The following is a 25,275-nucleotide window of genomic DNA, read 5'->3' as shown; positions in this document are numbered from 1 at the left end:
TGCGGGTTCGGGGACACTCGTCGATCATTCGCGTCAGGACTGTCAACAGCAACTTCACTCCCGCGTGGCGCTAGCGCATACGCTAGCATTGAGAGGTGTCGAAAGCAGAGAAGCTTCGATCGAGGATCGCCCAAAATCCCCGGAACGTCCGCTACGAGGATCTGCATCGGTTGTGTGTGGAAGTCTTCGGGCCACCTCGCCACGATGGGGGTAGTCACGCCGTGTTTCGAACACCGTGGCCGGGCGATCCACGCGTGAACATCCAGCGCGGCAAGAACGGGGAGGCCAAACCGTACCAGGTCAAACAGGTGTTGGCAGCGATCGAGAAGATGGAAGAGGAGTCATGAGCCGACCGGACGCACGTCACTACAGCTACCGAGTTCAGTGGTCGCCGGACGACGACGAGTACGTGGCCACCGTGCTGGAGTTCCCGGGATTGTCGTGGCTCGAAAGCGATCAGAGCGAAGCATTGGCCGGCCTTGTCCGTCTCGTCGAGAGTGTGATCGGCGATATGATCACCAACGGCGAAACCGTGCCGCAACCCTTCGCCGAACGTTCCTACAGCGGTACGATCTACGTTCGCACCTCCCCCGAGCTGCATCGACGTCTCGCAATCGAAGCTGCAGAACGTCACGTCTCTCTCAACCAGCTAGCCGTCCAGCGATTGGCGAACGCATAGCCCGTCGCACCCAGACACCCACTCGTTCATCGGCCCTTCGTCCGCAGCCGCAAGTAGATCCGCGACGGCGATCGCCGCACACCTGCCGCCACACCGTGACCGGACGTTTCAACCGAATGCTCCGACCAGGGCAGCACGGAGTTCGTCTCGAGCGCCAGGCCGGTTGATTCCCGGAGGGGACGGCGATGGGCCGAAGACCACGTGCGCACCAGGCACTACATCATCGAACGAATGCTTCTTCCACCCGTCCCCAACTTTGCTGCCCAGCACCAGAACGGTTTGCGGGCAATGGATCAGTTCGGTGAAGGACCGGAAGTACTTCTTCCCTTTCGCCAGCTCGGCGTCGTCGGGATTGAACTTGCGGATCTCGAACGGGCAGATATTCCACGCAACACACCGACGCCTCTCGATCCCGAGTTCGCGGAACATCTCGAACAGTGTCGCGGCCACTTCGTCGTCGTTGTCGAGCGAGATCGACCGACCCGCTCCTCGTCTCGGATCTGCGTCGGCTTGGGGTGCCTTGAGCAACAGAATGACGTCCGCGTCGACACCGCCGTAGGTCGGATCGAGGTACGGAAGGCGGTCGAGGCTTTCTTCCCGTTTGCTGATGCGCCAGATCAGCCGGTTCAGTTCCAGAACCGATGGTGCCTTCTTCGCCTGTTCGAGCCGCGCCAGGCGGAGTGTGTCGTCACTCAACGCGCGCGGGCTGCTCGGAATCTCGAGGCAGCTCACAGGTCCAGCTCCACATCGTCCGCCGACACGACCTCCCGCTCGGCCTCAGACAACTCGGATGCCCCGATCTTGATCTCGTAATCGGTGTACGGGTCGAAGTCCGGGTGCAACTCGATCACGTCGAGGACGTCGACGAGTTTGCGCAGAAACAACCTCGGCGCGATCCCGACGCGACCGCCGAGACTGCCGGCGACCGCACCGGCGAAGCGGCGGAGGAACTCGTCGTCTGCGGTCGCCCGCACACGTTCGGCGGAGTCGATTCCGCTACAGAACAGATCCCGCACCCGTCCACCGAGCTCGACGAGCCGATCCAGGTCGAAGCCGGTCAGCCTGAGTTGCGGGGCGCGCGGGTTGTCGAAGCGCGGGTCGCGGGAGAAGTCGGTGTGCAGGCGGTCGGCGAGCGGCGGCAGCAACTGGATGCCCTGCCGACCCTCGAAGAACGCCGGTGTGCCGGTGATCAGCAGATACAGGCCCGGGAAATGCCCGTCGTGGATCTCGTCGATCAACTGGCGCAGCGCGTTGAGGGCTTTGGCGCGTGCGTCGGAGCGCACCCGCTGCAAAGTCTCGACCTCGTCGAGCACTAGCAGCAGACCGGCGTTGCCGGCGTCGGCAAGGACCGCGAGGAGTCCGCGTAGGAAGCCGAGTGCCAAGAAATGATCGAGGTCGCCCTTGATGCCGGCGCGGCGCTTGACCGAGGCTGCGACATGCGGTTGGCCGCCGAGCCAGGCGACCAGCCCGTCGGCGCCGTCGTTGTCCCCTTCCGCCACCATCCGGCGGTAGGCCCGAATCGCCATGGGAAACACCGGTGCTCGGGCGGCGACGTCGGCGAGGCGACGTTCGAGGAGATCGTCGACGCTCACACCTTGCTGGGTGGCGTCGTCTTCGATGGTGAACAGCCACGCATCGAGGATCGGACGCAGCGCGGACGGCGGAATCGAGGCGGTACGCAGGGATTCGATGCTGCGCCGGTACACGGTTTCGAGCTTGTGCAGTGGCGTGTCGATCTCGTTGATCTGTACTTCGGCGACGGCGAAACCGCGTTTGGTGGCGCGATCGGCGAGCCAGCGGGCGAAGAACGTCTTGCCGGAGCCGTAGTCGCCGCGCACGGCCTTGAACATCGCTCCCCTGCTGGCGACCACCTCGAGCTCGGCGTCGAGTTCGGATTCGAACCGACCGAGTCCGACTGCGAGCTGGTCGAGACCGTTCGCGGGGACGGTGCCGCGTCGCAGCGCGTCGAGGATTTCTCGTCGCCTCCGTGGCGACACCGCCGCGCTCACGATTCGATCCCGAACTGTTCGCGCAGCGCTGCTTCGTCGAGTCCGACGACACCGCTGTCGAGCAGCAACACCTCGTAGCCTTCGACGTCCAGAACCCGTTTGATCTGTAGCAACGCCCCTCCGACTCGGCTCGGGGCCAGTCCGAGGAGAGCCGCGGCATGGGCGGTGGTCAGTTCCCGCGCCGGTGCCGCAAGCAGTGCAGCCAGCAGCGCGCGAATCTGGTCGGGAAGCACCACGATCCGGCCTGCCAGCCGGATCTGATCGGCAAAGACCGTGGTGGCGAGCACCTGATCGGCCACATCCCCACCGCCGTCGGCAATGAGGGGTTCTTCGCTGTCGAAGAGGGTGGGTGCCGCCTGCTTCGCGGCCGGCGCGGGGCGCACCTGGGGGGCATCGACCTGGACGGGGCTGTGCCACCAGTGTGGCTCGACAGGACCGAGTGCGGTGAGCGTGTCCGGACGCACTCCGGTGTGCAGAGCGAGCACCGGCACCACGACCTCCGCAGGGCTGGCTCCGCCGTGGTAACCGGCGTTGACGGGTCCGTAACGGATGGTGTCGTCAACCGCGAGCACGACCGCGCCGCTGTCGGTGAGCACCCGCGGCCCCCGCACCACGATTTCGCCGTCCTCTAATCGGTCGAGGTCACCGTGTGCGCGCTGCCCGTACACCGTGACGCGGTCTCGTTTGACAGAAGCGCGACGCTCGATGATGTGCCCGTGGTCGGAGGTGATGATCACCGCCCTACCGGCCCGCTGCGCGGCCTGCAGCAGGGCGCGCAGGTGGGTGATGGTGTCGATGCCCCAGTCGGTTCCACCCGGGTCGGTGTGGTGAAGGGTGTCGTCGACGAAGTTCAGAACCGCGGCCACGAGTGGACGGCCGGTGGTGTCGGCGATGGCGTTGGCGACGTCGGTGGCCAGGTCCGCACCGGCGGGCACGGTGTCGAGTGCCTTCTTGTGGAAGATCGGGTCGGTGCGCCCGGGGGCCGCCTCCAACTTCGCATCACGCAGCAGCTTTAGGAAGCCGGTGCGTTCGGCCGCGTCGCTTCCTTCCCGCAGCTCACCGGCTAGCAGCGAGCAGCGGCTGCGTTGGGTGAGGGTGGGCAGGACCGCGAGCGCACCCGTCCGACGGGAGGATCCGAGCACACCCGCCTCAGTCCAACCGGCTTCCGCAGCGGCCGCAGCAAGTTCCGTTGCGGCCGCGACGGACAGCGCGTCGACCACGATCAGCAGCGTGGGCGCCGATTTGGCCAGGGGCAGCACCACGGCCGGCAGCAACTGTTCGACGAGTGCCCCGGTGGGGTGCGGCGTGTCGGCGAGGGCGGTGGCGAACCGGCGGTCGTGACCGCGACGGCGCGCGGTGACCAGGGCGATAACCCGGGTGATCGCCTCGGCCAGACGCCGATGATCCGAACCTCGATGCGCCGTCACGAGGGCGGCATCGACCCAGCCGTCGACGTCGACGTACCGGTGGGTCAACGTGTCGAGCCCACCTGCGGTGGGGGTGTCCACGGCGAGCCACCGCAGCAATCGCACGGCCGCTTCGGCAGCCCGGCAGGAGGTGGAGGTGCGCGCCGACAGGTGCTGCAAGACCCTCTGCCACGCTAGTTCGACGCTGTCGATGCCGCCCTGCTTCGGGCCGTACGAGGCGTCGCCGGGCAGGGCAACCTCGATCGCCCTCGCGAGCTCGTCGAGGCGCGCGGTGAGTCCTTGGGGAAGCAGTTCGGACCGCTCGGCGAGATGTTCGATGCTCAGCTCGCGCACGTGTGCAGCTGCGGATTCGAGGACCGCCCGCCGTTCCCGTTCGATCAGGGTGCCGACGACGAGCCCGGAGGTGTCGTCGTGCCAGGCTTCGAGGTCCTCGATGTCGAGGCGACGGAGTCCGTACTCGCCGAGGAACAGTCCCCGCTCGAGGGTGCTGGGGGGGTCGGTGACCAGCCCGGCGAGAAGTCCGAGTGGCACCAGCTCGGTGATCCGCTGGGATTGCAGCAGCGCTGCCACGGGCTTGCCGAGTCTTCCCGCTAGTTCGGCAAGCCACTCCGCGACGGCCTTCATCACCTCGGCGCCACCGTCTACGCGGAGGCGGGCGAGGTTATCGATGACGTCGGAACGACGGCTCCATTCGAGGATCGCCAGGGTGTCGATCTCGGTGGCGGGATCGTCGGTGATCGCGAGAACACCGCGCGCGAGGGTGGACATCACGTGCGTGCGGGTGAGCACACCACCCGGCGCGGGGGTGATCGCGGCGGTGGGGATCGCCGCGAGCAATCCGAGCGCCAATGCCCGGTCGTTGGGTACGCGGTAGAGGGCGGGTTCGATGGTGGTGGCGGCGAATGTCGAGCGCAGCGCGTCCCACGGGTCGGGGCTGAGGAGCCGGCCGTCGATGAGGTGGGCCAGCACCCCGTCGCCGAGGTCCTTGTCGTCGACGGGGGTGAGAATGACGAGCCACTGGTCGTCGGCGCGAGATTCGAGAGCCTCCCACACCGCGAGGGTGGATGGGCACGGCACGACCGTCACCGGGGTTCCGTCGTGTTGGAAGGTACTGCCGTCCCACGCAGGCGCGGCACGGAGACCGAGAACACCGCTCTTGTAGCGCTTTTCGACGGCTTTCGCGAGCTTGGCGGTGATGATCGGGCGGGTGGCGGTGAGGGTGTTCACTCCACCCACCACTTCACGTGCAGGTTCTTGCCGTGTTTCTTGTGGGCTGCGCGCAGTCGTTTGGCGACGGACTCGATGTCGGCGATGTCGGCGAGGGTCACCTCGTCGGGGCCCGTGATTGTGCCTCCACGGCCACCGCCACCACCGCCACCGGGACCGGGTCCGGGACCGGGACCGGGACCGGGACCGGGACCACCGCTTACCACCCACTCGACCACGCGGGTCTCGGTGCGGTTGAGCTGGTCGGCCAGGGAGACTCCCGGGGTGGTGATCAGCTCTTTCAGCTTCTTCACGATCACCCGCGCGGATTCGCCTCGCTCACCGTCAGCTTCGGCGCCGGCGAGCAATGCTCCGACCAGTTTCCACTGGAAGCCCCGCAGCGCTGCTGCGTCGTGCGCAGCTTCGGTCCGCATCCGACCGGCCGATTCCGCGGAGCCCGGCACGGGTGCGGTGGCGAGCAGGTCGATGAGCGCGACGTTACCGGAGGTGGCGGCCAGGGTGTCGAGGTAGTCGACGAGCGCCCGAGCGACGCTGATCCGGTCGGTGTCGGTGACATCCAGTTTCAGGACGCGGTGGGCGTCGGCCAGCCGGTCGGCGAGCTGCCGGAGATCGGCGGTCTTCTCCCCCGCCCTGGCGCGCACCTGTTGCGCGAAGTCTGCGACGTTCGCGCCCGTGAGGAAGGTGCGCGGCATCGTGTAACCGAGTAGGTAGCTGACCGTGGTGCGGGCGGCGTCCCACGCCGCCTGTTCGGGCAGTTCCTCGGCGCGCAGCTCGATGCTCTCGCGCATCCGTCCGAGCGGCGGTGCCGGGACGGGCGCGCCCGCCTCGAACCAGGCACGTTTCCGGAGCAGCGCCCACGCAGCCACGATCAGGTCGCGGGCTTCGGGACGCAGACCCCATGCGGGGCTGACGGCGTCGATGCGATGTTGGAGCGCGCCGACGGTGACGCGGTCCGCTTCGGCGGCCGCGCGGTCGAGTTCACCGGCCCAGTAGGCGAAGGTGTCTTCCCCGAACAGGAAGTGGTCTTCGGTGGCCTTGCCCACCTTCAGCGGCGCGGCGATGCGCTGCGCAACCTTGCGTTCGGCGCCGGCGGTAGGTACCCGACCCTGACGGTCCGCGACAGCTTCCTCGACGAAACCACGCACGATCTCGTAGTGGCGAGTGGTGACCTCGTCATCCGGGCTCGGGTACTGCGGATGATTCGGGTACAACGCCGTGAATGCCTGGTCGACGACCTTGTCGAAGGCGTCCCGCAGGTTCACTGCGGTGGGTAGTTTCGGGCTGAAGTCCTTGCTGAGGGAGGTGAGGATCTCGGTGTGACCGGGGTCGTCGACGAAATACTTCGGATCGGCCGCTTCGATGCCGTAGGCCTGCTCGAGAAGCCGCTCGAAGGCATTCAGCGTTCCCCGGTAGAGATTCTCGAGGATGCCTCGGGCCTGCGCCCGGTCGGCAGGCGACAGGTGGTCGGTGTTCTCCTGCCAGCGATCCCCGGTACCGCCGAACAGCCAGTCGAGCTTGACGAGCAATGCGAGGTCTTGCCTGGCTTCGTCGGAGAAGAACTTCGGCAACCACACGATGGTGTGCCGATCGCCGCCGGAAAGGAGTCGGTCGATGCGGGCGATATCGTCGGCCGCCGAGAATTCTCCCTCGTCGAAGGGGTAGTCGATGACGAGCCGCCAGGTGCCCGGCCGGTTGTCGAAGTTCTGTTCGGGCACCGACGAGGCGTCGCGGACGTTACCGAACACCACATCGACCTCCCGACGGGAACCGCGCCAGATGACGGTGCGCGTGGCGCCGCCGGCGAGATCGTCCTGCCTGGTGTCGACGCCGAGCGCCTTGTGCACGAGAGTGCGGATGAGCACCTTGCGCTTGCCGGCGTTGTCTTCGCCGCGGATGCGTTCGAGAACGGAGTTGTAGTCGACGTTGGAGAGTTGCACCCGAATGATCGGGTTGGCGCCCTCGGAGACGGTGATCTCGGGGATGTCCTTGGCCCATTCACGGACCACGCCCAGAACGACGCGGGCTTCGCCACCCTTCATGCGGGTCTTGATGGATCCGTGGTTGAGGGCTGCGAGCCGGGAGGCGGTGATGTCGCGCAGCGCCGGGACCTTCGGGGCGATGGCGGACAGCAACAGGGTCTTGGCGATCCGGTCGTGAGCGCGGAATCCGGCGGGCACCGAGTCGGGGTCGGTGTCGAGTTGCTCCTGGGTCACCTGGTGGCGGGTGAGCAGCAGGGGAAGCATCTTGTCGCGGTAGAGGGAGTCGGCCGCCTTGAACAGGGTGGATGCCACACCGTCGATGGGTTCTTCACCGTCGACGATGGGTCCGAAGGCGTCGCCGACGGGGATGAGGTCGGCGGTGGTGAGGGTGTCGCGGCGTTCGACGAGCATGCGCTGCATCACCTTCAGCGCGGTGCGGTCGCGTTGCATCACGGAGGCGAGTTCGCGCAGCGTGGACACCAGTGCGGGCGAGAACGGGTAGGTGAGCCGGAATTCCTGCTCGGAGGATCCGCGATGTTCCTCGGTGGTGTTCATCGAATCACGCAGCACGTCCCACACTTCGGGGCTGCGTGTGACGGTGCGGAATGCCTCGTCGAGAGCCTGCTCGGCTTCGTCGCTCTTCGGTTGCAGCAGACGGATGTTCGCGACTTCGGCGAGATTGTCGTTGCCGAGTTCGATGGTGCGGAACCGGCCCTGCTGGTATTGCAGTACACGATCGGATGCGTCCTGCTCGGCACCGGAGGCGCCGGCATCGGCGAGCCACTTGCGCAGGTCCATCTGACGGGAGATGAAGGAGACCAGGGGAATTGGCCGCGGGTTTCCGGAGCCTTCGACGAGCTTGGTGATCTTCTGCGATTCGCGGCTGAAGATCTCGTTGTTGCGCACGTAGAAGATCAGCCAGAGGATCAGTTCGTCGAGAAAGAGCACCACGGCGTCGTAGCCGAGTTCTTTGGCGTGTTCGGAGATGACGCTCAGGCCGCGGTCGAGGTCGACGTATTCGGCTTGCTCGAGGAACGACGTGAAGTAGTTGCGCACCAGCGCGGAGACAAGTTCCTTGCGCTGCTCGCTCTCCGCGGGGGCGACGAGCCCGGCGCGGTACCGCTCGAGGCTCCAACTGTCGGAGACCAGTCCGCCCCACGCGTCGTCGCCGTCCGCGCTGTCGCCGCCGAGTCCGGAGAGGAACCGCTCATCACCCATCTTTTCGCGCAGGTGCTCGGCGTCGGCGAGGAGGGTGTCGGATACGTGCAGGGCGGGCAGCGGCGCTTCGGGGTGTAGGCGGCGGATCTGGTCGACGTAGCCACGGAAGATCGCTTCTTCCATCGACTTGGTGCCGAGGAAGTGGTAAGTGAGGCTGAGGATCTTCTTGCCGGCGATGTTGGCGTCGTAGCGGTCGGTGAGGTCGCGGAATCGTTCGGTGCGCAGGGCCGGGTGATTGCCGAGGAGGGCGTAGAGCACCGCCATGAAGTGCGACTTACCGGAGCCGAACGACCCGGCGAGGTAGGCGCCGCGGGAGGTGTTCTTGGTGATCGCGTCGGAGATGAGAGAGATCGCGGCCGCGAAGTTGTCTTTGAGCGAGTCGGTGAGTACGTAGGAGTCGACGGTGGCGCGGATGTGTGCGTCGTTGTCGGTGCTGTCGGTCAGGCGCAGCACGTAGTCGTCGGCGCCGATGCGTTCAGGAATGTCGATGACGTCCCGCAGCAGAATGCTCACGCTTACTCCGCCCCTCCTTCATGGTTCTCGGGACAGCGGCCGTGGTGGAGGTCGCTGTGAAATTCATCCTGCCAAAGGACGGCGACGTTACCGGGCACCACCCACGCGCGCGGCGGATCGGTGACGCCTCCACATCCCCGACAGTGGGCGCGCGGCGGACCCCAGATCTGGCGGCTCACCAGATCGCGCGACACGAACATGCGTTCGAGGTTGACGCTCCCCGCCACGCGCGGGACCATCCCTGCACCGGCCTGAATACAGGTCGACCCCGGCTGGTGCTGGAACACCGAACCGGGGCCTGGGCACACGACAGGAGCGCTGTCATGCACCGTACGGTGGAGTCTATCCACACGCCCCCAGGGCGCAATTCTCACGGTTCGGCATTCGACGCCGACCTCCACTTTCTCACCCGCCCGGGGTTCTCACTGGCGTCCTGACCCAACGAGCCTCTCGACCTTTCCGGTCGAGAGGCTCGAGGTGTTTTCGCTGCGACGTGTGCGCGGGCCGTTCCGGTGGCCGCGGCATGTCGGGCATTCGTCGCTCATCTCCCAAGGTCCGACGTCAGCGCTTCGACGCTGCGCGCAGGGTTCCATTCCCGTGCGTGAAACCGACTGGGCGCCAGTATCCTTCGTCTCCATTCTGGCGGTGGAGCACCCGATCGTGAGGGTCGACACGAACGACCGGGTCCAGCGCAAGCCGCACGTTACCTCCGACGTGGGGCCAGAAGTGCTGGCCGAGATGGTCTATCGGGGCATGGTGACCGGGCAGCGTTGGGGAAGGGGCCGAAGGCAATACAGGGAGCCGTAGGGTCTCCGATGGGTTGGGCGCAGCCGCCCGCAGGGCGTCCGCTTCTCGATGCGCTTGGGAATGAGTGAAGAACCGGCCAAGACCACCCGCTTCCAAACGGTGACCGCGTCCGACATTTCCCATGCCGACAAACAGGTTGCGCGTCATAGTCCGCTTCGTCACCGGGACCACTTGCAGCCACTCTGTCGATACCCAGGGCACAGGACTGACTGGGTGGCCGCCATTTCGGGAACTCACGTGGATTTCCCTTCTGCATAAAGCAATTCCGTTAGGGTACTCGCGCACCAAACGAACCGGACCGACTACCGCGTCAGGTCACTCACGATGTGCATCCAAAACATAAGACGCCCCACAAGATCGGCGAACCCCTGCAGCACCTTCTACATTGTGCAAACATGAGGCCGATCAGCGTCGACCAGCAGCGCCGCCCCAGCCCATGCGGGGCCCCGGTCCTCAATCCAGCGAAGTTACTCCCCTCAACGCGGTCGCGCTCGCACCTGCAAATCAGCCCCGATTACGATCCCTCCACGGCCTATTCCATGCTCGCGTAAGCGTGTCATGAAGCATAAACTCATAACGAGTCGTGAATCCTGCGCCAGACACCTTTCTAAACATAAAGTCGGTGTACCCCCTATTATGTATGCCAATTCCTCCAGTTTCGAACATCTGCTTCAACAGTCTCTTCACCTCGAAAGGCTCGAGCTCACCTTCGAGCTCTACCTGCAAATCGTTGACTGTGAATATTCTCGACGGTACCGTTCTTAGCGCGTCTTTAAATGACGCCAACTCGCGGGCCCTACGAGACGGAAGCACACCGGCGAGATTGTCGAATATTTCTCCGACAAAGTACTCCTCCGCATATAACTGGACAGCCCTCTTAACACTCAATTCTGTGACGGACTTATTTCCCTTGTAGCATCTTTGAAGATACCCCATCAAAGCCACTGCATCGCGCGGAATGAGCCGAGTGTTGTCTAGAAGAAACTCAGGTATCTCGGTGTGTGGACCAATAGCAATCGGAGTACCCAGGTACTGCGTCACAATATTACGCACCTCCGGCCGTGCAACCGACGCTTTCGCCGTGAGTAGATTCCACAAATTATTCCTCGACCCAATTCCATTTGCGTGCCAATCCAAATACGTGGCATACGGAGTCAGCTTGTTAACTTCTGCGCCAGGCAAGACATCAAAGATATCGGAACGGACTGCTACGACAACCGCTATTGGAAGATCCATTGAACGGAACTCGGTATTCAGGGCGTAGACTGCTTGAACCAGTCCCGCTAGTGAATTCCACTCGTCGTTCGACTCGAAGAAGAATGAGTCCAGACCATCAAGAGCTAGTACATGTTTATTTTCAGTGCGCACATATGATATCTGCTGTTTTAAGTACGAGGTAACCTCGAGAGGCGTGATTGACGCCGAGTCAAAGTTCGCTTCCGCGCCAACGACCTTCGCATCAAATTTGAGCTTGGAACTCGTCCATTTCACAACAGATGACAGCCAGTCACCAGGGAGATACCCACCTCTCTTTAAAGCCTGCGACATCTCCCCGAAAGACCCTGGCGCCGAAACTGACTGGTCCTCGTTCAGCGACTGAACGAGACGTAAAATTAATAGGAACTCCCATACCGATTGGGCGCGCGACCCGCCCGCCGATTGACCAGTCTCAATACGCGTAACGTCGTTTACTGGAAAACTAGACAGCGACCAGTAAGTGAAGAATCGGTCATATCGATTCGCCCACGAGAGTTCGATATGCTTAAGCACTGCCGATTTACCGGAACCTTTGGGACCTAATAGAGCCCACGTACGTAGCGACTTAACGCCATATGCCGCGTCGCGGTAATCAAAATACCCGTCCGTCAGAAGGCTCGGCTCGTCAATGGCTTCTTGGTTAGCATCAATCTGACCGAAATGGAGAGTATGAAATGGAGGATCTTGACTGGTCACTGCATATCCTTTGCGGTACGCCATTAGGGTTGGCCGATTAAACCAGTGAGGGTAACATCTGAACGTTCTGGATCGGCACGGCAGAAGCCGCACGATTGTCGCAATTCAACGTTCGTTTGTACGGCGGCCTCGGGTTGCAGGAAGTGGCCGCCAGACAGCGAGATCCTCGATGGTCAGACCGAGTTCCGCGCAGTGCGAGCGCAGCACTTCCTCGATGGTGTCAGCGACGGATTCGCCGTATTCGGGGTCGATCTCACCGTGCCATTGCCGCACCCATGGCAACAGCTCGGCGAGGCCCGCCAGCATCGGAGTCAGCTTCTCTGGAGACGCCTGATCCCAGCCGTCGGTCGCGATGCGTTCATCGACGAGTCCGGCGAGCGCGAGGGCCTGTTCGGCGTGATCCCATCCCGCCCAGCCGAGGAGCATTGTAGGGTCGGTGTCGCGGTTCGCATTCGGATAAGAGATGAACCGTTCCTTGGGCACATCGAGTTTGCCGCGTCGCGACCAGTACGAAGCCTTGAGGAAATCGGCGGGCTTGTACTTCGGCGGCACCGGAATCGGGCCGTCCAACTTCTCCCCCGCATCCTCGCGGCGCTGAAGATCCCAGGTGTGTTCCCACGCTTCGCGCTTGATGAGACCGGACGGCTTGTACCGCAACGCTGCCAGATACGGGACACCCTCCTCATCGAGGAGCTTGGCCAACGCCGCCGAAGTGGACACCTCGTTGTTGCCGGCCCATAACCTCAGTACCTGACGGAAATCCTCGTCGCGGTCGAGCCGGTCGGCGAGTTGCGCGATGCTGCGCGGGGTCGGGTGGTCACCTTCGAACCACAGGTCGCGGTTCTCGACGCGATCCAGCAGCCAGTCACGCAACGCTTCGGTGACGCGCTTGTCCCACGGCTCGGTCGCCCACCGCCGCTTGTGCTCCGGCTTCTCCAGCAAACGGATGTGCGGATTCGACGCGATCACGTCAAGACGGCGCTGCACGAGGTCTCGATAGTCAGCGGGCAGATACGACGGAGTTTCGGTGATCGGAGTGGAGCGGTGCCGCTCGAACCAGGCCGTGCGCTCACCGGATTCGACGGCGCGCGCGAGGGCGATCTCGAACGCCCGCTCCCCCAGCGCAATTCCGGGTAGCTCACCCGCGTAGGCGAGGTCTTCGTCGATGAGTCCGTAGAGCCGATAGCACTCCCAGTCGAGTTCCTCCTGGCGCGCAATCATCAGTGCACGAATCCGGTCAGACTCGGTGCGCGCGTGTGCCAGTGCCTCAGTGGTCGGCACGCGGATCGCGGCGACGGCAGTCGGAACGAGGGTGGCGAGCTCCTGCGCGAGGGTGTCCAGCCTGCGGGTTTGTTCCAATGGGTAGGACGATGGAAGTGGGAAGTTCTGTACCTTGGTGCCATTGAATTGGTACCGCTGCTCCCAATGCTCGTCCGAATCGCCGCGACCGATTCCGCCGCCGGCCTTGTTCTGACAGTTCTGTTTTAGCCAGAAGCACGCTACCGAACTGTTGAGCAACCCGAGCAGCCGCAGGTGATCGTCCTCGCTCGCGTCCTCCCGTAGCTTGATAACGGGCGCTGTACGGTCAAATACCCGCCCACCGCGATCAAGAACAAAATGGTTATGAGAAGCAATCTCACCGAATGCAATGGACCGCGCGACACGCACCTTACTTCGATAAAGCTCACGAATCTCCCACCATGCGAGATCGTCAATCTCCTCGACCGGGGTCCCAAAGCGTCGGCGCACCTCCAGAACACGACGATTCGGCCAGAGAACCTTGAGGGCCCCGGGCAGCTCTTGGGGGAGCAGTTCAGCTGTGTAGGGCCAGATGGCCGCACCACTAGCCTCGACACAATGATCGCGGACGCCCTCACCGCCGACAAGCGGCATCACACACTCGATACCCATGCGTCTACTGGCCATTCCAAGCGGCACACCGAATGCCTCGTCTTCACCGGTAATCACGGCAAAACCAATTTCGCGGATCATACCTTCTAGCCTCGCGACACTCGAGGATTCCACATCTCGAAGTAGTTCGACTGCGCCGCCACCTGACAGGCTCCACGGATGAGTTCGAAGCGTCGATCGATCCAACTCAGCGACGCTGATCCAACCGTTGTCGAAACCGGATTCATCGACGTGCTCCACGATTGCCGACCACACAATTCCCTTCGCGGGATCTTCTGGTCGGCCCGGCTCCCCTCGCACCCCGAGCACCGCGCGAACCGTCTCACCAACCGGCGTCCGATTGCGTCCCACCAAAATTACTGTCGGTGTCCCATGACCCGGGATGTACGCGCCCGACGTGTCGATAACCCGTTTCAAGTCACGGGTGCTCAGGAACCCTTCGATGAGCTTTGAGCCGAATTCCCGCTTCATGAATGAGTTCGACGTGATCTGTCCGACCCACCCTGGCTTGCCATCGGAGTCGCTCTTGGCGAGGTCGAAGAACAATTCCATGAACGGCACCGTCAGTGCGTACTGCCGATGGCACGTCGAGTAGAGCTGACGGTAGGTCGCGTTCAGCGCCGTATCCTTGACAGTGATGTACGGCGGATTCCCTACCACCACATCATGTTCCCGTTGCAGAATCGACTTGAGCGCATCCGCGTTCTCCGTTGCATACGCCATCTGCTCCGATCCGGTCGACCACAGATCATCCGCAAGCGCCTGCTGCCGCGCACCCCACAGCAACGAGTCACCGGCCGCGAGGTTGAGTTCGATGTCGATCAACTTCTCGATCGACTTGTCCCCACTCGCATCCAATGCGGCGACCATCAGCCGGAACCGCGCGATCGCCACCGCGAACGGGTTGATGTCTACGCCGAATACCGATGCCAGCGCCTTCTGCACCAGTACGCGACGGCCGAGCGCGGGAGCCTCGTTCTCCCAGCGCTCCAGCAACCGGTGGAACGCGCCGAGCAGGAAGTGGCCGGACCCGCAGGTCGGGTCGATCACCGTGAAGCCATCGAGCGGGCGCTCTTTCAGCGCCGGTTCGAGGGTCTGATCGAGGATGAACTCCTCGACGAACTCCGGGGTCTGCAGAAGCGCATAGGTCTTCTTCGCGAACTCCGACAGATCCTGATAGACGTCACCCAAGAATCGTGTGTCGACATCAGCAAAACTCCACAGCGGCTCACCCGATGTGTCCTTTTCCCACCAGAATTCGAGAAGACTGCGCGCCGCGTCACCCGAGGGGGCTACCTGGTGCATCGGCGAGTAGCTGTCGACCAGCCCGCGGGTGGCTTCCATCTTGGCGAAATGCGCGACGATCGTTTCGAGCCATTCGCGGTCGGTGTGCTCCGGGAACTCGGTGAAGTAGGCGCGCCGGGCGTCGAGTGCCTGCTGGCGCGCATCCGCGTCCGGTCCTCCGATCCACGCCTTCGACACCAGTGCGTGGTCTTCGCAGTAGCGCGCGAACACCGTCAGCAGCACCCACGCCACCGCGGCCTGCGTCACCCGTTCGTCGCGCCACACCTGCCACGACGCAGCTGTCCGCTGTGCGTGCAGCGCGGCGGTGTACTCGGCTCGCCACCGCTGCTCCACCCCGGGCTGTCGGGTGTCGACGTCCGCGCCGTCGACGCGCGCACGCAGATCGTCCTCGAGGACGGTGACCTGCTTGCGCAGCGCCTTCACCAATTCGGTCGCGGAAAAGTCCGCCATCACACCTTCTCGCTCTCCACGATCCCGGTCTTCCAAACCGGGTACACAACGAACTGTCCACCGGGTGAACCCAACTGGATCGGCTGACCATCCACCAACGCGCCACGCTGCCCGCGCATCTGCGGTAACACCACCCACACCGGGCGGCGACGTGGTGCCGACAGGTCGGCCAGCCGAGCCAAGACGTCGAGGTAGCCGTAGCGGGCCAGCGGCGACATTTCGGTGAGCACCAGCGGCCTCGCCTGCGCGGCGTCGCCGAACACTCGCTCCTCGAGGCCGGCGCAGACACGCGGCATCACCTGCTCGAGCACCGCGCGCAGGCCCCGCGCATCCTTGCTGCCCGGCGCCGCAGCATCTGCGCTGCGCACGAGATCCCACGGCACACCCCGCTCGGACGAGAAAGTCCGCATCGCGTCGATGATCGCTCCGGTGACGTCGAGGACCTCACCCTCGTGGGTCTCGACGAGTTCCCGCGCGACGACCTGGTGGTCGCCGGGCCGATGGACGGGCACCCCGAACACAAGGAAGCCGTTCTCGGCCAAGGAGCGCGTCACCAGCGAGTTCCGCGCCGCGCCACCATCGCTGGTCGCGGCGGATACGACGGGTCCGGCGGACGGTCCGGTGTGAGTGGCGGTGCGGGTGTGCAGGGAGGTTTCGCTCGGCGGCGCGGCCTGCTCGTAGCGGTAGGCGGTGCCGTCCCAGGTGAGGCCGAGCCCGGCACGGTCGAGGTGCGCATCGAGAGCGGGTCGGGCCGGGAGCCGGTCGAGTTCCGGGAATCGTGCGGCAACGCGTGCCCGGATCTCCGTCGGTGACAACGCCTCAGTCTGGGCGAGTCCGGCAAGGGCAATGCGCAGCGCGTCGGACGGGCCGAGACTGCGGCTGTGCAGCTCACCGCGACCGGAGACGGCGGCGAAGCGGGAAATCGCCGCTGCCAAGCGCACAAGACGCCCGTCCGGTGGCAGCGGCACCGGCACGTCCGGTCCGGCCGCGGCTGTGTAGGCGCGAGCGAACGCGCCGCGCAGTTCGCGTGCCGCGGTGCCCATCGGGACCACCTGGGACATCGGGGTGGCGACCATGAGGTCGTCGGCGCGACGGCCCGCGGCTTCGGCTCCGGCGAGCAGGAGTTCGTCGTCTGCGACCAACGCGAGGCGTCCACCGTGGCGCCGGCGCACCCACCGTCGGGTTCCCTCCGCGGTTTCGTGCTCGGTGAGTCGATCCAGGGCGAGGCGCAACAGCCCGGCGGCAGCACGCTCCGCGAGACGCGGGGCCAAGGCATCGGTGGTAGCGGCCGGGGCTTGGGGCAGCCGGGCGCGGATCTCGGCGGTGAGGGTGGAGATCGCTACTACCCCACCGGAATCGCGGAGGACCTGGTCGGCGACATCGATGAGTTCGTCGAGCAGCTCCCGAGTCGCCGGGTTCTCCGCCCAGTCGGACTGCAGTTCCTTGAGGAGCTGGTTTCCTCGGGGACCGCTCTTCTTCAACGCCGACGCCAGTTCGTTGCCGGACACGAACGCATCGAGAGTGCCGGTGACACCGAGGAGCAGTTCCGCTGCGCTGCGGCGGGTACTGGCCCTACCCGTGCCCACCGCCGATACCAACAGGGCGACGGCGTCGTCGAGGCCGAGCAGGCCCTGCTGATCCTGGGGCTTTGCGGCGGATCGGCCGAGTTCTTTGACCCACGTGCGATGCCGGTCGCGGATCTCGGTGCGGGTGGCTTTTGCTTCCTTGGCGACCAGCCGGTTGAGTCGGGTGGAATCGAGCACCAACAGCTCGCCGACCGTGGTGACCTGCGCCGCGGCGAGAGCAGACACGGCCCGTGCGCTCAGCCCGGCGGCAGCAAGGGAGGTGCCGGCGACGACCTTGACTGCGCGAGTGGTCTTGTCGGTCTTCGCGGGAGCGGCGTCGAGGTCGGTGAACACCCGGCGCCAGTCGCGGAGCATCTCCTCGGCCGTGTCCGGGCGGGTCGCGACGTCGCGGGACAGCGCCGAGGTGAAGTACGCGGTGAGACCTGCCGCGACGGGCGTCTCGAACATGGAGGGATCGACGGTGACGTCGTCCTGCACGGTGGCCGGGTTCGCCTGTGGGTCCGGTCCGTACTGCGGCGCCGCACCGGTTGCCATCTCGAACAGGACGACCGCGGCACCGTAGCGCTCGGCGGCGGTGTCGTACTGGTTGCGTCCACCGGTGCCGAGAAACGGGTCGAGATAGGGCGGGGTTCCGGCGTCGGTGTGGCGCAGATCGATCCCGGCCATCGAGAAGTCGAACAAGCGAAGGTGCGCGTCGGCACGCGGGCTGGACTGGTGCACACCGAGGTTCGACGGCTTGAGGTCGCGGTGCACCACCCCGGCGCGTTCGAGAGCGACGAGCGCCTGCAGCAGATCGGTGCCCCAGCGTTCGAGCAGATCGATCGACAGCCGCCCGCCCTTAGCGGCCAGTTCCTCCGCGAGGGTGGTGCGTCCCGCGTAGTGCACGACGAGAGCCGCGCGGCCGCCGACGTTCTCCTCGGAGGCGAGCTGCACGATGCGAGGATCGTCGAGTTTGCCGAGCACCTGCGCCTCGGCGTGGATGCGAGCGGCGGCCTCGTCGTCGCGGGCGACCTTGAGGACCCGCTCGTGATCGCCCGCCTTGCGGTCCACGACAAGGATTCCGACGGCGGTCGACCCCGCGCCCAGGCGCCGCTTGTAGACGAAGCGGCCGTCGCCGAGTTCGTCGCCGGGTTTCGCGTCGAGCGGATCGGTTTCCCCCTCGGCGCGGAACAGATCCGAGCGCACCGCCTCGAGTCGCTCGAGGAAGTCTGCGACGGAAGAGATCCGTTCTGCGGGACGGGGGTCGGTGGCGTCGAGCACGAGTTGCCGCAGGATCGAAGGGACCTGCGGCAGTTCCACCGCCAGATCGAGACCGCCGTCGCGGCGCAATCGGTCGAGCAGTTCGCCTCGCTCCGTTGCCGGTGACTGCCCGCCGGTGAGCAGGTAGAACGCGAGCGCGCCGAGTCCGAAGACGTCCATTCGGGCCGGGTCGGCGGGGTTCACGCCCTCGGGCGCGGTGAACAGCCGGGCCTGGTCGCTCAGGCTGCCGGCCATGAGACTCAGCGGCCCCGCAGACAGGCGGGTGACCCCGGTTTCCGCGTTGGCGGGCAGCACACCCGCGGTGTCCCAGTCGGTCACCTGCGGTTGCGGGCCGGTCTTGCGGTCGCGGACCACGATCGCCCGTGGGTTGAGGGTGCGGTGCACCACGCGGTGCCGGTGCGCGTAGTGGACGATCTCGGCGATCTCGGTGAGCGCCGCGAGTTGCCGCTCGAGCGTCATCTCGCCGTGGTGGTCCGCGAGCCACAGGTCCAGGCGGACGTCGCTCTCGGATTTCGGGAACACCAGGCCGATGCCGAGTTCCTTGTCCTTGACGACGTCGACGGGCACCTGCAGGCCGTCGTGCTTGAGCCGGGACAGCAGCCTGTATTCGTGCTCGACGCCGCGCGCCCGGGCGTGTTCCTCCGCGGAGGTCGCGCCGGGTTTGGGCAGGTAGAAGCGGATGCGGGCGGCCCGTTCCATGTCGACGTGATGGAAGGCGGGCCAATCCTGCCAGCCCTCGCCGTCGCCGAGGGGCTGATCGTCGATCACCCAGGAACCGACCTCGCGCTGGCGGCGCGGGGCGAGACCGATCGCCGTCATCAGGTCGCGGATCAACAGCGACTTTTCCTCGGAGACCGGTTCGTGTTTGGCCGGTGCCAGGAGGCGTTCGCTGAGGCCAGGCAGTCGGCTGCTGTGTTCGTAGCCGTCGATGCCGTAGAGGTTGATCTTGGAACTGGTGGGCAGCATGCACTCGAGGCCCGGATGATGCAGGTACACGAGTTCCTGCACGAACGGGATGATGCCCTTGAGGTTCTTCTGCCCGGTCTTCTCCGCCAGCCGGTCCTTCAGCAGCGACGAGAAGTACTGCGCCTTCTTGCGCGCAAGAAGCAGCGGCGAATCCTCAGAACGGTAATTTCCGCGACTCCACACGTGGTCGTTGCCGCGCAGAACGCCGCTGTAGTACTTGAGTTCGATCAGGTAGAGGGTGTCGCGGGCGAGGACCAGCAGGTCCACCTCGTGCCAGCGGCCACGGTTGTCGCGGAACTCGAAGTTCGACCACGCCCGGAACGGTGGGGCGTCGGGAAGGATCTCCTTGATCCGTTCGAGTCCTTCGCGTTCGTGGTCGAACGGGGAGGGACTGACCTCGACCCAGCGGTCACTCTGCACCTGGCCCCGCACCTCTCGCTCTCATCCGTCACCCATGTATAGAGGGTCGGGCGTGCACATCTCGTCGTTACGCTTCGGCGTGTCGCGACGAGATGTGCACACTCGGAAGGCGCTTCAGTGCAGCGGGATGCCGAGCAGGGCGTCGACGGCGTCCGCGAATACGGCGGGCGCCGAGGGGTCGACGCCGCCGCGCTCGACCGCGAACGTCGCCCACGCATCCAGTGCGTCGAGCGCTTTGGGCGTGTCGAGGTCGTCGGCGAGGTGCTGACGCAGCCGGGCGACGGTGTCGTCGACCGAAGCCGCGGACGGCAGGGCCGCGGCGTCGCGCCACAGGGCGAGGCGGGCCTGGGCGTCGGCGAGGACCTGGTCGGTCCAGGCCCGGTCGGTGCGGTAGTGCCCGGCGAGCAGGCCCAGGCGGAGGGCGGCGGGGTCGACGCCCTGGCCGCGGAGCTTGGAGACGAACACGAGGTTGCCGCGGGACTTGGACATCTTCTCGCCGTCGAGGCCGATCATCCCGGTGTGCACGTAGTGCCGGGCGAAGCGGCGGTCGCCGGTGACTGCCTCGGCGTGGGCAGCGGAGAATTCGTGGTGGGGGAAGATCAGGTCGCTGCCGCCGCCCTGGACGTCGAAGCCGCTGCCGATGCGGTTGAGGGCGATGGCGGCGCATTCGATGTGCCAGCCGGGGCGGCCGTCGCCGAACGGGGACGGCCAGGCCGGTTCGCCGGGCCGCTGCGCGCGCCAGAGCAGGGCGTCGAGCGGGTCGCGCTTGCCGGGCCGGTCGGGGTCGCCGCCGCGTTCGGCGAAGAAGTGCTCCATGGTGGCGCGGTCGTAGCCGGATTCGTAGCCGAACTGCTCGGTGGCGTCGGCGCGGAAGTACACGTCGGGGTATTCGGCGTCGTCGACGATGTACGCGGCGCCGGAGGCGACGAGTTTCTCGACCAGTTCGACGACCTCGCCGACGGATTCGACGGCGCCGATGTAGTCGCGGGGCGGCAGGACGCGCAGCGCCTCCATGTCCTCGCGGAACAGGGCGGTCTCGCGCATGCCGAGGACGATCCAGTCTTCGCCGTCGCGGGCGGCCCGTTCGAACAGCGGGTCGTCGACGTCGGTGACGTTCTGGACGTAGTGCACGTCGTGGCCGGCGTCGCGCCACACGCGGTGGACCAGGTCGAAGGCGAGGTAGGTGGCGGCGTGACCGAGGTGGGTGGCGTCGTAGGGGGTAATGCCGCAGACGTACATCGTGGCCGTGGGGCCCGGGGTGACGGGGCGGACCGCGCGATCGGCGGTGTCGTACAGCCGGAGCGGGGGGCCCTGACCGGGGACGGACGGGAGCGCGATGTCGGACCATGACAGCATGCGCACGAGCCTAGTAGAGGGCGCGGGCGGCTCCGGACGGAGGCCGGGTCCTCAGAACGCCGGCCAGGGGATGCGCCGCTCTCCGACCGGGCGGGGCATGACGGGGCGGCGGAGCAGGGCGCCGACGCGGCCCCGCAGGGCGGCGACCTCGCCGGCGGTGATGTGGGTGCCCAGCCGCTGCCCGAGTTCGCCGTCGAGTTCGCGGGCGAGTTTGTCCAGGTCGACGAGCAGCGACGGGTCGACCTGGCTGCCGGCCCAGCCCCACAGCACGGTGCGCAGCTTGTTCTCCCGATGCAGGCAGATGCCGTGGTCGACGCCGTACACGCCGCCGTCGACGCCCTCGAGGGCGTGCCCGCCCTTGCGGTCGGCGTTGTTGAGGATCACGTCGAGCACGGCCATGCGCTGCAGTCGCGGGTCGTCGGCGTGGACGAGGACGACGTCGGTGCCGTCGAGATCGCGGGCGCGCAGGACGGGCAGCCAGCCGGGCGGGACGGCGTCGATCGGGCACAGGTCGACCAGGTCGAGGCGGCCGGGCGGGTCGGCGGGGTCGGGGGTGTCGATCCACCGCTGCACCATGCCGGTCCCGAAGGGTCCCTCGCGCAGCACGGTGGTGGGGATGACGCCCCAGCCGAGGGCCTCGGAGACGAGGTAGGAGGCCACCTCCCGGCCGGCGAGGGTGCCGTCGGGGAAGTCCCACAGGGGCCGTTCGCCGCGGACGGGCTTGTACACGCAGCGCACGGTGGTCGCGTCGAGGGTGGCGTCGCACACCAGGGTGGCGTTGCTGGCGTGCACGACGCGGCCGACCACGGTGAGTTCGCCGTCGGTGAGCACGGTGCGGACGTCGGGGCTGCCCACCGGCTCAGGTCTCCTCGCCGAGCCAGGCGGCGGGGTCGAAGCCCTCGGTGCGCAGGTACCCGTTGGTGCGTACGCAGATGTGGCCGCCGCCGACCGGTTCGCCGCACAGCGGGCACGGGGTGCGGCCGGCGGCGACGACGAGTTCGGACCGGGCGGCGAATTCGCGGGCCTGCTGGGGGGTGAGGAAGACGCGGACCGCGTCCGGGCCCTCCTCGGCGTCGTCGAGGACGACGGACTCGTCGACTTCGGTCTCGGTGACGGCGAGCAGCTCGACGACGACGTTGCCGCTGTCGGCGTCCCAGCCCAGGCCCATGGTCCCGACGCGGAACTCCGCGTCGATGGGGGTGACGAGCGGACTGATGTCGACGTCCGCGTCCTCGGGCAGGTCCGTGCCGAAGCGGCGGTGCACCTCCTCGAGCAGCAGGCCCATGCGGTCGGCGAGGATCTGCACCTGCTGCTTCTCGAGCATCACGCTCACCACCCGGGAGGCGTGCACGGCCTGCAGATAGAACACCCGGTCGCCGGGTTCACCGACGGTGCCGGCGACGAACCGGTCCGGGGTCCGGAAGACATGTATCGCGCGGGCCATCGCACCTCCTCGTTGTCGAATCCATCCGGTGTCGCTCTCCCATTATCCGCCGCGGGGACCGACCTCCCCGCCCGGCACGGGCGCCGGTTGCGCCGGCGGCGCGAGCCCGGACAGGTCCGAGCCGGTGTCGTTGACGCGCAGCACGAACGGGCGGGTCTCGGTGTAGCGGACGACGCTGAGGGAGGCGGGCTCGGCGACGATGCGCTGATAGCCGTCGAGGTGCGTGCCGAGCGCGTCGGCGAGGACGGCCTTGATGACGTCGCCGTGGGTGCAGGCGATCCAGACGACGTCGCCGCCGTGGGCGGCGGCGAGGCGGCCGTCGTGTTCGCGGACGGCGGTGACGGCGCGGGCCTGGACCTGTGCGAGGCCTTCGCCGTCGGGGAACACCGCGGCGGAGGCGTGCTGCTGGACCACCTTCCACAGCGGTTCCTTCAGCAGGTCACCGAGTTCGCGGCCGGTCCACTGCCCGTAGTCCACCTCGACGAGGCGGTCGTCGACGAGGGGGGTCAGGCCGCGGTCGGCGGCGAGGGGGGTCACCGTCTGGCGGCAGCGCAGCAGCGGCGAGTGCACGATCTCGGCGATGGTGAGGCCGGCGAGCCGGTCGACGAGGCCCTTGGCCTGGATGTGGCCCATCTCGTCGAGTTCGACGCCGGGGGTGCGGCCGGCGAGGACCCGGGAGGTGTTCGCCGTCGAGCGCCCGTGCCGCAGCAGGATGACCGTCATGAAGCCAGCCTAATGGGCCGGGCGCCCGACGAGCGGGCCCGGCGTGGGTCCCGGGGTCAGGTGGCCGAGATGGTGCCGGTGGCGAGCAGGGCCAGGACGACGGCGCCGAGGGCGATGCGGTAGCCGACGAACCAGTACATCGAGTGGTTGACGACGAACCTGAGCAACCAGGCGATCGAGGCGTAGCCGACGGCGAATGCGACGGCGGTGGCGACGAACAGCTGGGCGCCGGAGGCGTTGAGGCCCTCCCCGGCGGGTTCGAACGCGTCCGGGAGGCTGAACAGGCCGGAGGCGACGACGGCGGGGATGGCGAGCAGGAACGAGTACCGGGCGGCGGCCTCGCGGGTCAGGCCGAGGAACAGGCCGGCGCTGATGGTGCCGCCGGAGCGGGACACCCCGGGGATCAGGGCCAGCGCCTGCGCGCTGCCCATGAGGATGCCGTCGCGGAGGGTGAGTTCGTCGAGCTTGCGGGTCTTGCGGCCGTAGCGTTCGGCGGCGGCGATGACGAGGGCGAACACGATGAGCATGGTGGCGATGAGCCACAGGTTGCGGGCGCCGGTGCGGATCTGGTCCTTGAACAGGAATCCGAGGACGCCGACGGGGATGGTGCCGACGATCACGTACCAGCCCATGCGGTAGTCGAGGTCGCTGCGGTGTTCGCGGTGGGCGAGGCCACGGAACCACGCGGCGACGATGCGGACGATGTCCTTGCCGAAGAAGACCAGGACGGCCGCCTCGGTGCCGAGCTGGGTGACGGCGGTGAAGGACGCGCCGGCGTCGGTGCCGAAGAAGATCTCCGAGACGATCCGCAGGTGGCCGGAGGACGAGATCGGGAGGAACTCGGTCAGACCCTGCACGAGGCCGAGGACGAGGGTCTGGAGCCAGGTCATGGATTCGCCGATCACGCGGCGACCTCCGGGTGATCGTGGGGAAGGTCGCCGGGGGTGGGGTCGATTTTCACCTGGGCGAGGGTACGCGGCGCGGCGGAACGGTTTTCGCGGCCTCGCGGCACTAGGGTGCTGGGTCAGGGGCGGCGGTCGCGGCTGCGGCGGATCGGCCCCGTCGGTCGGATGGTCACGAGGCGCGGGCGGATATGGAACACAGAACGGTGGGTGCGAGCGGGCTGCGGGTCTCGCGGCTCGGTCTGGGCACCCTGAGCTGGGGACGCGGCACGGACGGGGACGAGGCGGCGGCGCAGCTGTCGGCGTTCGTCGACGCCGGCGGCACCCTGGTCGACACGTCCCCCGCCTACGGCGACGGGGTGGCACAGCGGATCCTGGCGGAGCTGCTCGACGACGTGGTGCCGCGGGATCAGCTGGTGGTGTCCGGCAGCTCGGGCATCGACACCTCGAAGGTCGGGGCGGGCCGGGTGGACTGTTCCCGTGCGGGCCTGCTCACGCAGCTGGACCGCACGTTGCGGGAGCTGGGCACCGACCACCTGGACCTGTGGCAGGTGGCGACGTGGGATCCGCGGACGCCGGTCGACGAGGTCGCGGCGGCGCTGGAGTTCGCGGTGACCAGCGGCCGGGCCCGGTACGTGGGGGTGCGTGGGTACCTGGGCTGGCAGCTGGCGACGGCCGCGGCGGTGGCGACGCGCCACGCGCCGCTGGTGGCGACGCAGGTGGAGTACTCGCTGCTCGCGCGCGGGGTCGAGGAGGAGCTGATCCCGGCGGCGCTGCACCACGGGGTGGGGGTGTTCGCGGCGGTGCCGCTGGCGGGCGGGGTGTTGACGGGCAAGTACCGCGACGGCATCCCGGCGGACTCGCGCGGCGCCGACGACGTGCACACCGAGGAGGTGCGCAGCTATCTGACCGAGCCGGCGGCGCGGGTGGTCGAGGCGGTGGCGACGGCCGCGGACGGGCTCGGGACGTCGCCGCTGGCGGTGGCGCTGGCGTGGGTGCGGGACCGGCCGGCGGTGGCGTCCACGGTGGTCGGCGCGCGGGATCTGGCGCAGCTGACCGGGGTGCTGGTGGCCGAGGAGCTGGAGTTGCCGGCCGCGATCGCGGCCGCGCTCGACGACGTCAGTGCGTGACCTCGGACAC

Annotated in this window: 15 protein-coding genes; 3 read left to right on the top strand and 12 right to left on the bottom strand. The window is 66.7% G+C overall.

The genetic code is table 11. The annotated features are described in order from the left end of the window. Window positions 1-95: 95 nt before the first annotated feature. Together HFP48_RS14095 and HFP48_RS14090 are read left to right on the top strand one after the other, a co-directional pair. Window positions 96-347: a toxin HicA gene (locus HFP48_RS14095; protein WP_037216603.1), complete on the top strand. Its 252-nt coding sequence runs from the start codon at window positions 96-98 to the stop codon at window positions 345-347. Beyond that, a complete protein-coding gene (locus HFP48_RS14090) occupies window positions 344-679 on the top strand; it encodes a type II toxin-antitoxin system HicB family antitoxin (protein WP_003934890.1) in 336 nt (111 codons plus the stop codon). Before HFP48_RS14095 ends, HFP48_RS14090 begins: the two co-directional genes overlap by 4 nt. A gap of 108 nt (window positions 680-787) precedes the next feature. On the opposite strand, the gene HFP48_RS14085 is transcribed toward HFP48_RS14090, so the two are convergent. From HFP48_RS14085 to HFP48_RS14030, 12 genes are all read right to left on the bottom strand, one after another. After that, a complete protein-coding gene (locus HFP48_RS14085; RefSeq protein ID WP_168579652.1) occupies window positions 788-1,411 on the bottom strand; it encodes a hypothetical protein in 624 nt (207 codons plus the stop codon). Continuing rightward, window positions 1,408-2,688, bottom strand: a complete 1,281-nt coding sequence (brxD, locus tag HFP48_RS14080; RefSeq protein WP_210432826.1) for a BREX system ATP-binding protein BrxD — start codon at window positions 2,686-2,688, stop codon at window positions 1,408-1,410. Before brxD ends, HFP48_RS14085 begins: the two co-directional genes overlap by 4 nt. Beyond that, window positions 2,685-5,342 carry a BREX-2 system phosphatase PglZ gene (pglZ, locus tag HFP48_RS14075; protein WP_168579651.1) on the bottom strand — a complete coding sequence of 886 codons (2,658 nt, stop codon included), beginning with the start codon at window positions 5,340-5,342 and terminating at the stop codon, window positions 2,685-2,687. The genes brxD and pglZ overlap by 4 nt, the downstream gene beginning before the upstream one ends. Continuing rightward, entirely contained in the window at window positions 5,339-9,052 is a 3,714-nt protein-coding gene (locus HFP48_RS14070) for a DUF6079 family protein (RefSeq protein WP_168579650.1), read from the bottom strand. Before HFP48_RS14070 ends, pglZ begins: the two co-directional genes overlap by 4 nt. A gap of 1,311 nt (window positions 9,053-10,363) precedes the next feature. After that, entirely contained in the window at window positions 10,364-11,812 is a 1,449-nt protein-coding gene (locus HFP48_RS14065) for a hypothetical protein (protein ID WP_168579649.1), read from the bottom strand. Window positions 11,813-11,917: 105 nt separating this feature from the next. After that, window positions 11,918-15,478 (bottom strand): BREX-2 system adenine-specific DNA-methyltransferase PglX, encoded by a 3,561-nt coding sequence (gene pglX, locus HFP48_RS14060; protein ID WP_168579648.1) that lies wholly within the window; start codon window positions 15,476-15,478, stop codon window positions 11,918-11,920. Further along, window positions 15,478-19,710: a BREX system serine/threonine kinase PglW gene (gene pglW, locus HFP48_RS14055; protein WP_168579647.1), complete on the bottom strand. Its 4,233-nt coding sequence runs from the start codon at window positions 19,708-19,710 to the stop codon at window positions 15,478-15,480. Before pglW ends, pglX begins: the two co-directional genes overlap by 1 nt. A 114-nt stretch (window positions 19,711-19,824) precedes the next feature. Next, on the bottom strand, window positions 19,825-21,066 hold the full coding sequence (gene mshC, locus HFP48_RS14050) for a cysteine--1-D-myo-inosityl 2-amino-2-deoxy-alpha-D-glucopyranoside ligase (RefSeq protein ID WP_168579646.1): 1,242 nt from the start codon (window positions 21,064-21,066) through the stop codon (window positions 19,825-19,827). A 51-nt stretch (window positions 21,067-21,117) separates the two neighbouring features. Further along, window positions 21,118-21,921, bottom strand: coding sequence for an SCO1664 family protein (locus tag HFP48_RS14045; RefSeq protein WP_050035239.1), 804 nt, complete (start codon window positions 21,919-21,921; stop codon window positions 21,118-21,120). 4 nt (window positions 21,922-21,925) lie between these two features. Beyond that, the gene (locus tag HFP48_RS14040) at window positions 21,926-22,510 is read right to left on the bottom strand and encodes a DUF3090 domain-containing protein (RefSeq protein ID WP_006939363.1); all 585 of its coding nucleotides are present in this window, start codon (window positions 22,508-22,510) and stop codon (window positions 21,926-21,928) included. A gap of 42 nt (window positions 22,511-22,552) precedes the next feature. Continuing rightward, a complete protein-coding gene (locus HFP48_RS14035) occupies window positions 22,553-23,233 on the bottom strand; it encodes a histidine phosphatase family protein (protein ID WP_006939362.1) in 681 nt (226 codons plus the stop codon). A 56-nt stretch (window positions 23,234-23,289) separates the two neighbouring features. Beyond that, window positions 23,290-24,135 (bottom strand): undecaprenyl-diphosphate phosphatase, encoded by an 846-nt coding sequence (locus HFP48_RS14030; protein WP_170914091.1) that lies wholly within the window; start codon window positions 24,133-24,135, stop codon window positions 23,290-23,292. Window positions 24,136-24,326: 191 nt separating this feature from the next. On the opposite strand from HFP48_RS14030, the gene HFP48_RS14025 reads away from it, so the two are divergent. Beyond that, window positions 24,327-25,265: an aldo/keto reductase gene (locus tag HFP48_RS14025; protein WP_029543698.1), complete on the top strand. Its 939-nt coding sequence runs from the start codon at window positions 24,327-24,329 to the stop codon at window positions 25,263-25,265. Window positions 25,266-25,275 lie beyond the last annotated feature (10 nt).

Source organism: Rhodococcus sp. DMU1 (assembly GCF_012272955.1).
Classification (GTDB): domain Bacteria; phylum Actinomycetota; class Actinomycetes; order Mycobacteriales; family Mycobacteriaceae; genus Rhodococcus; species Rhodococcus aetherivorans.
This window is presented reverse-complemented; position numbering and strand designations above follow the sequence as displayed.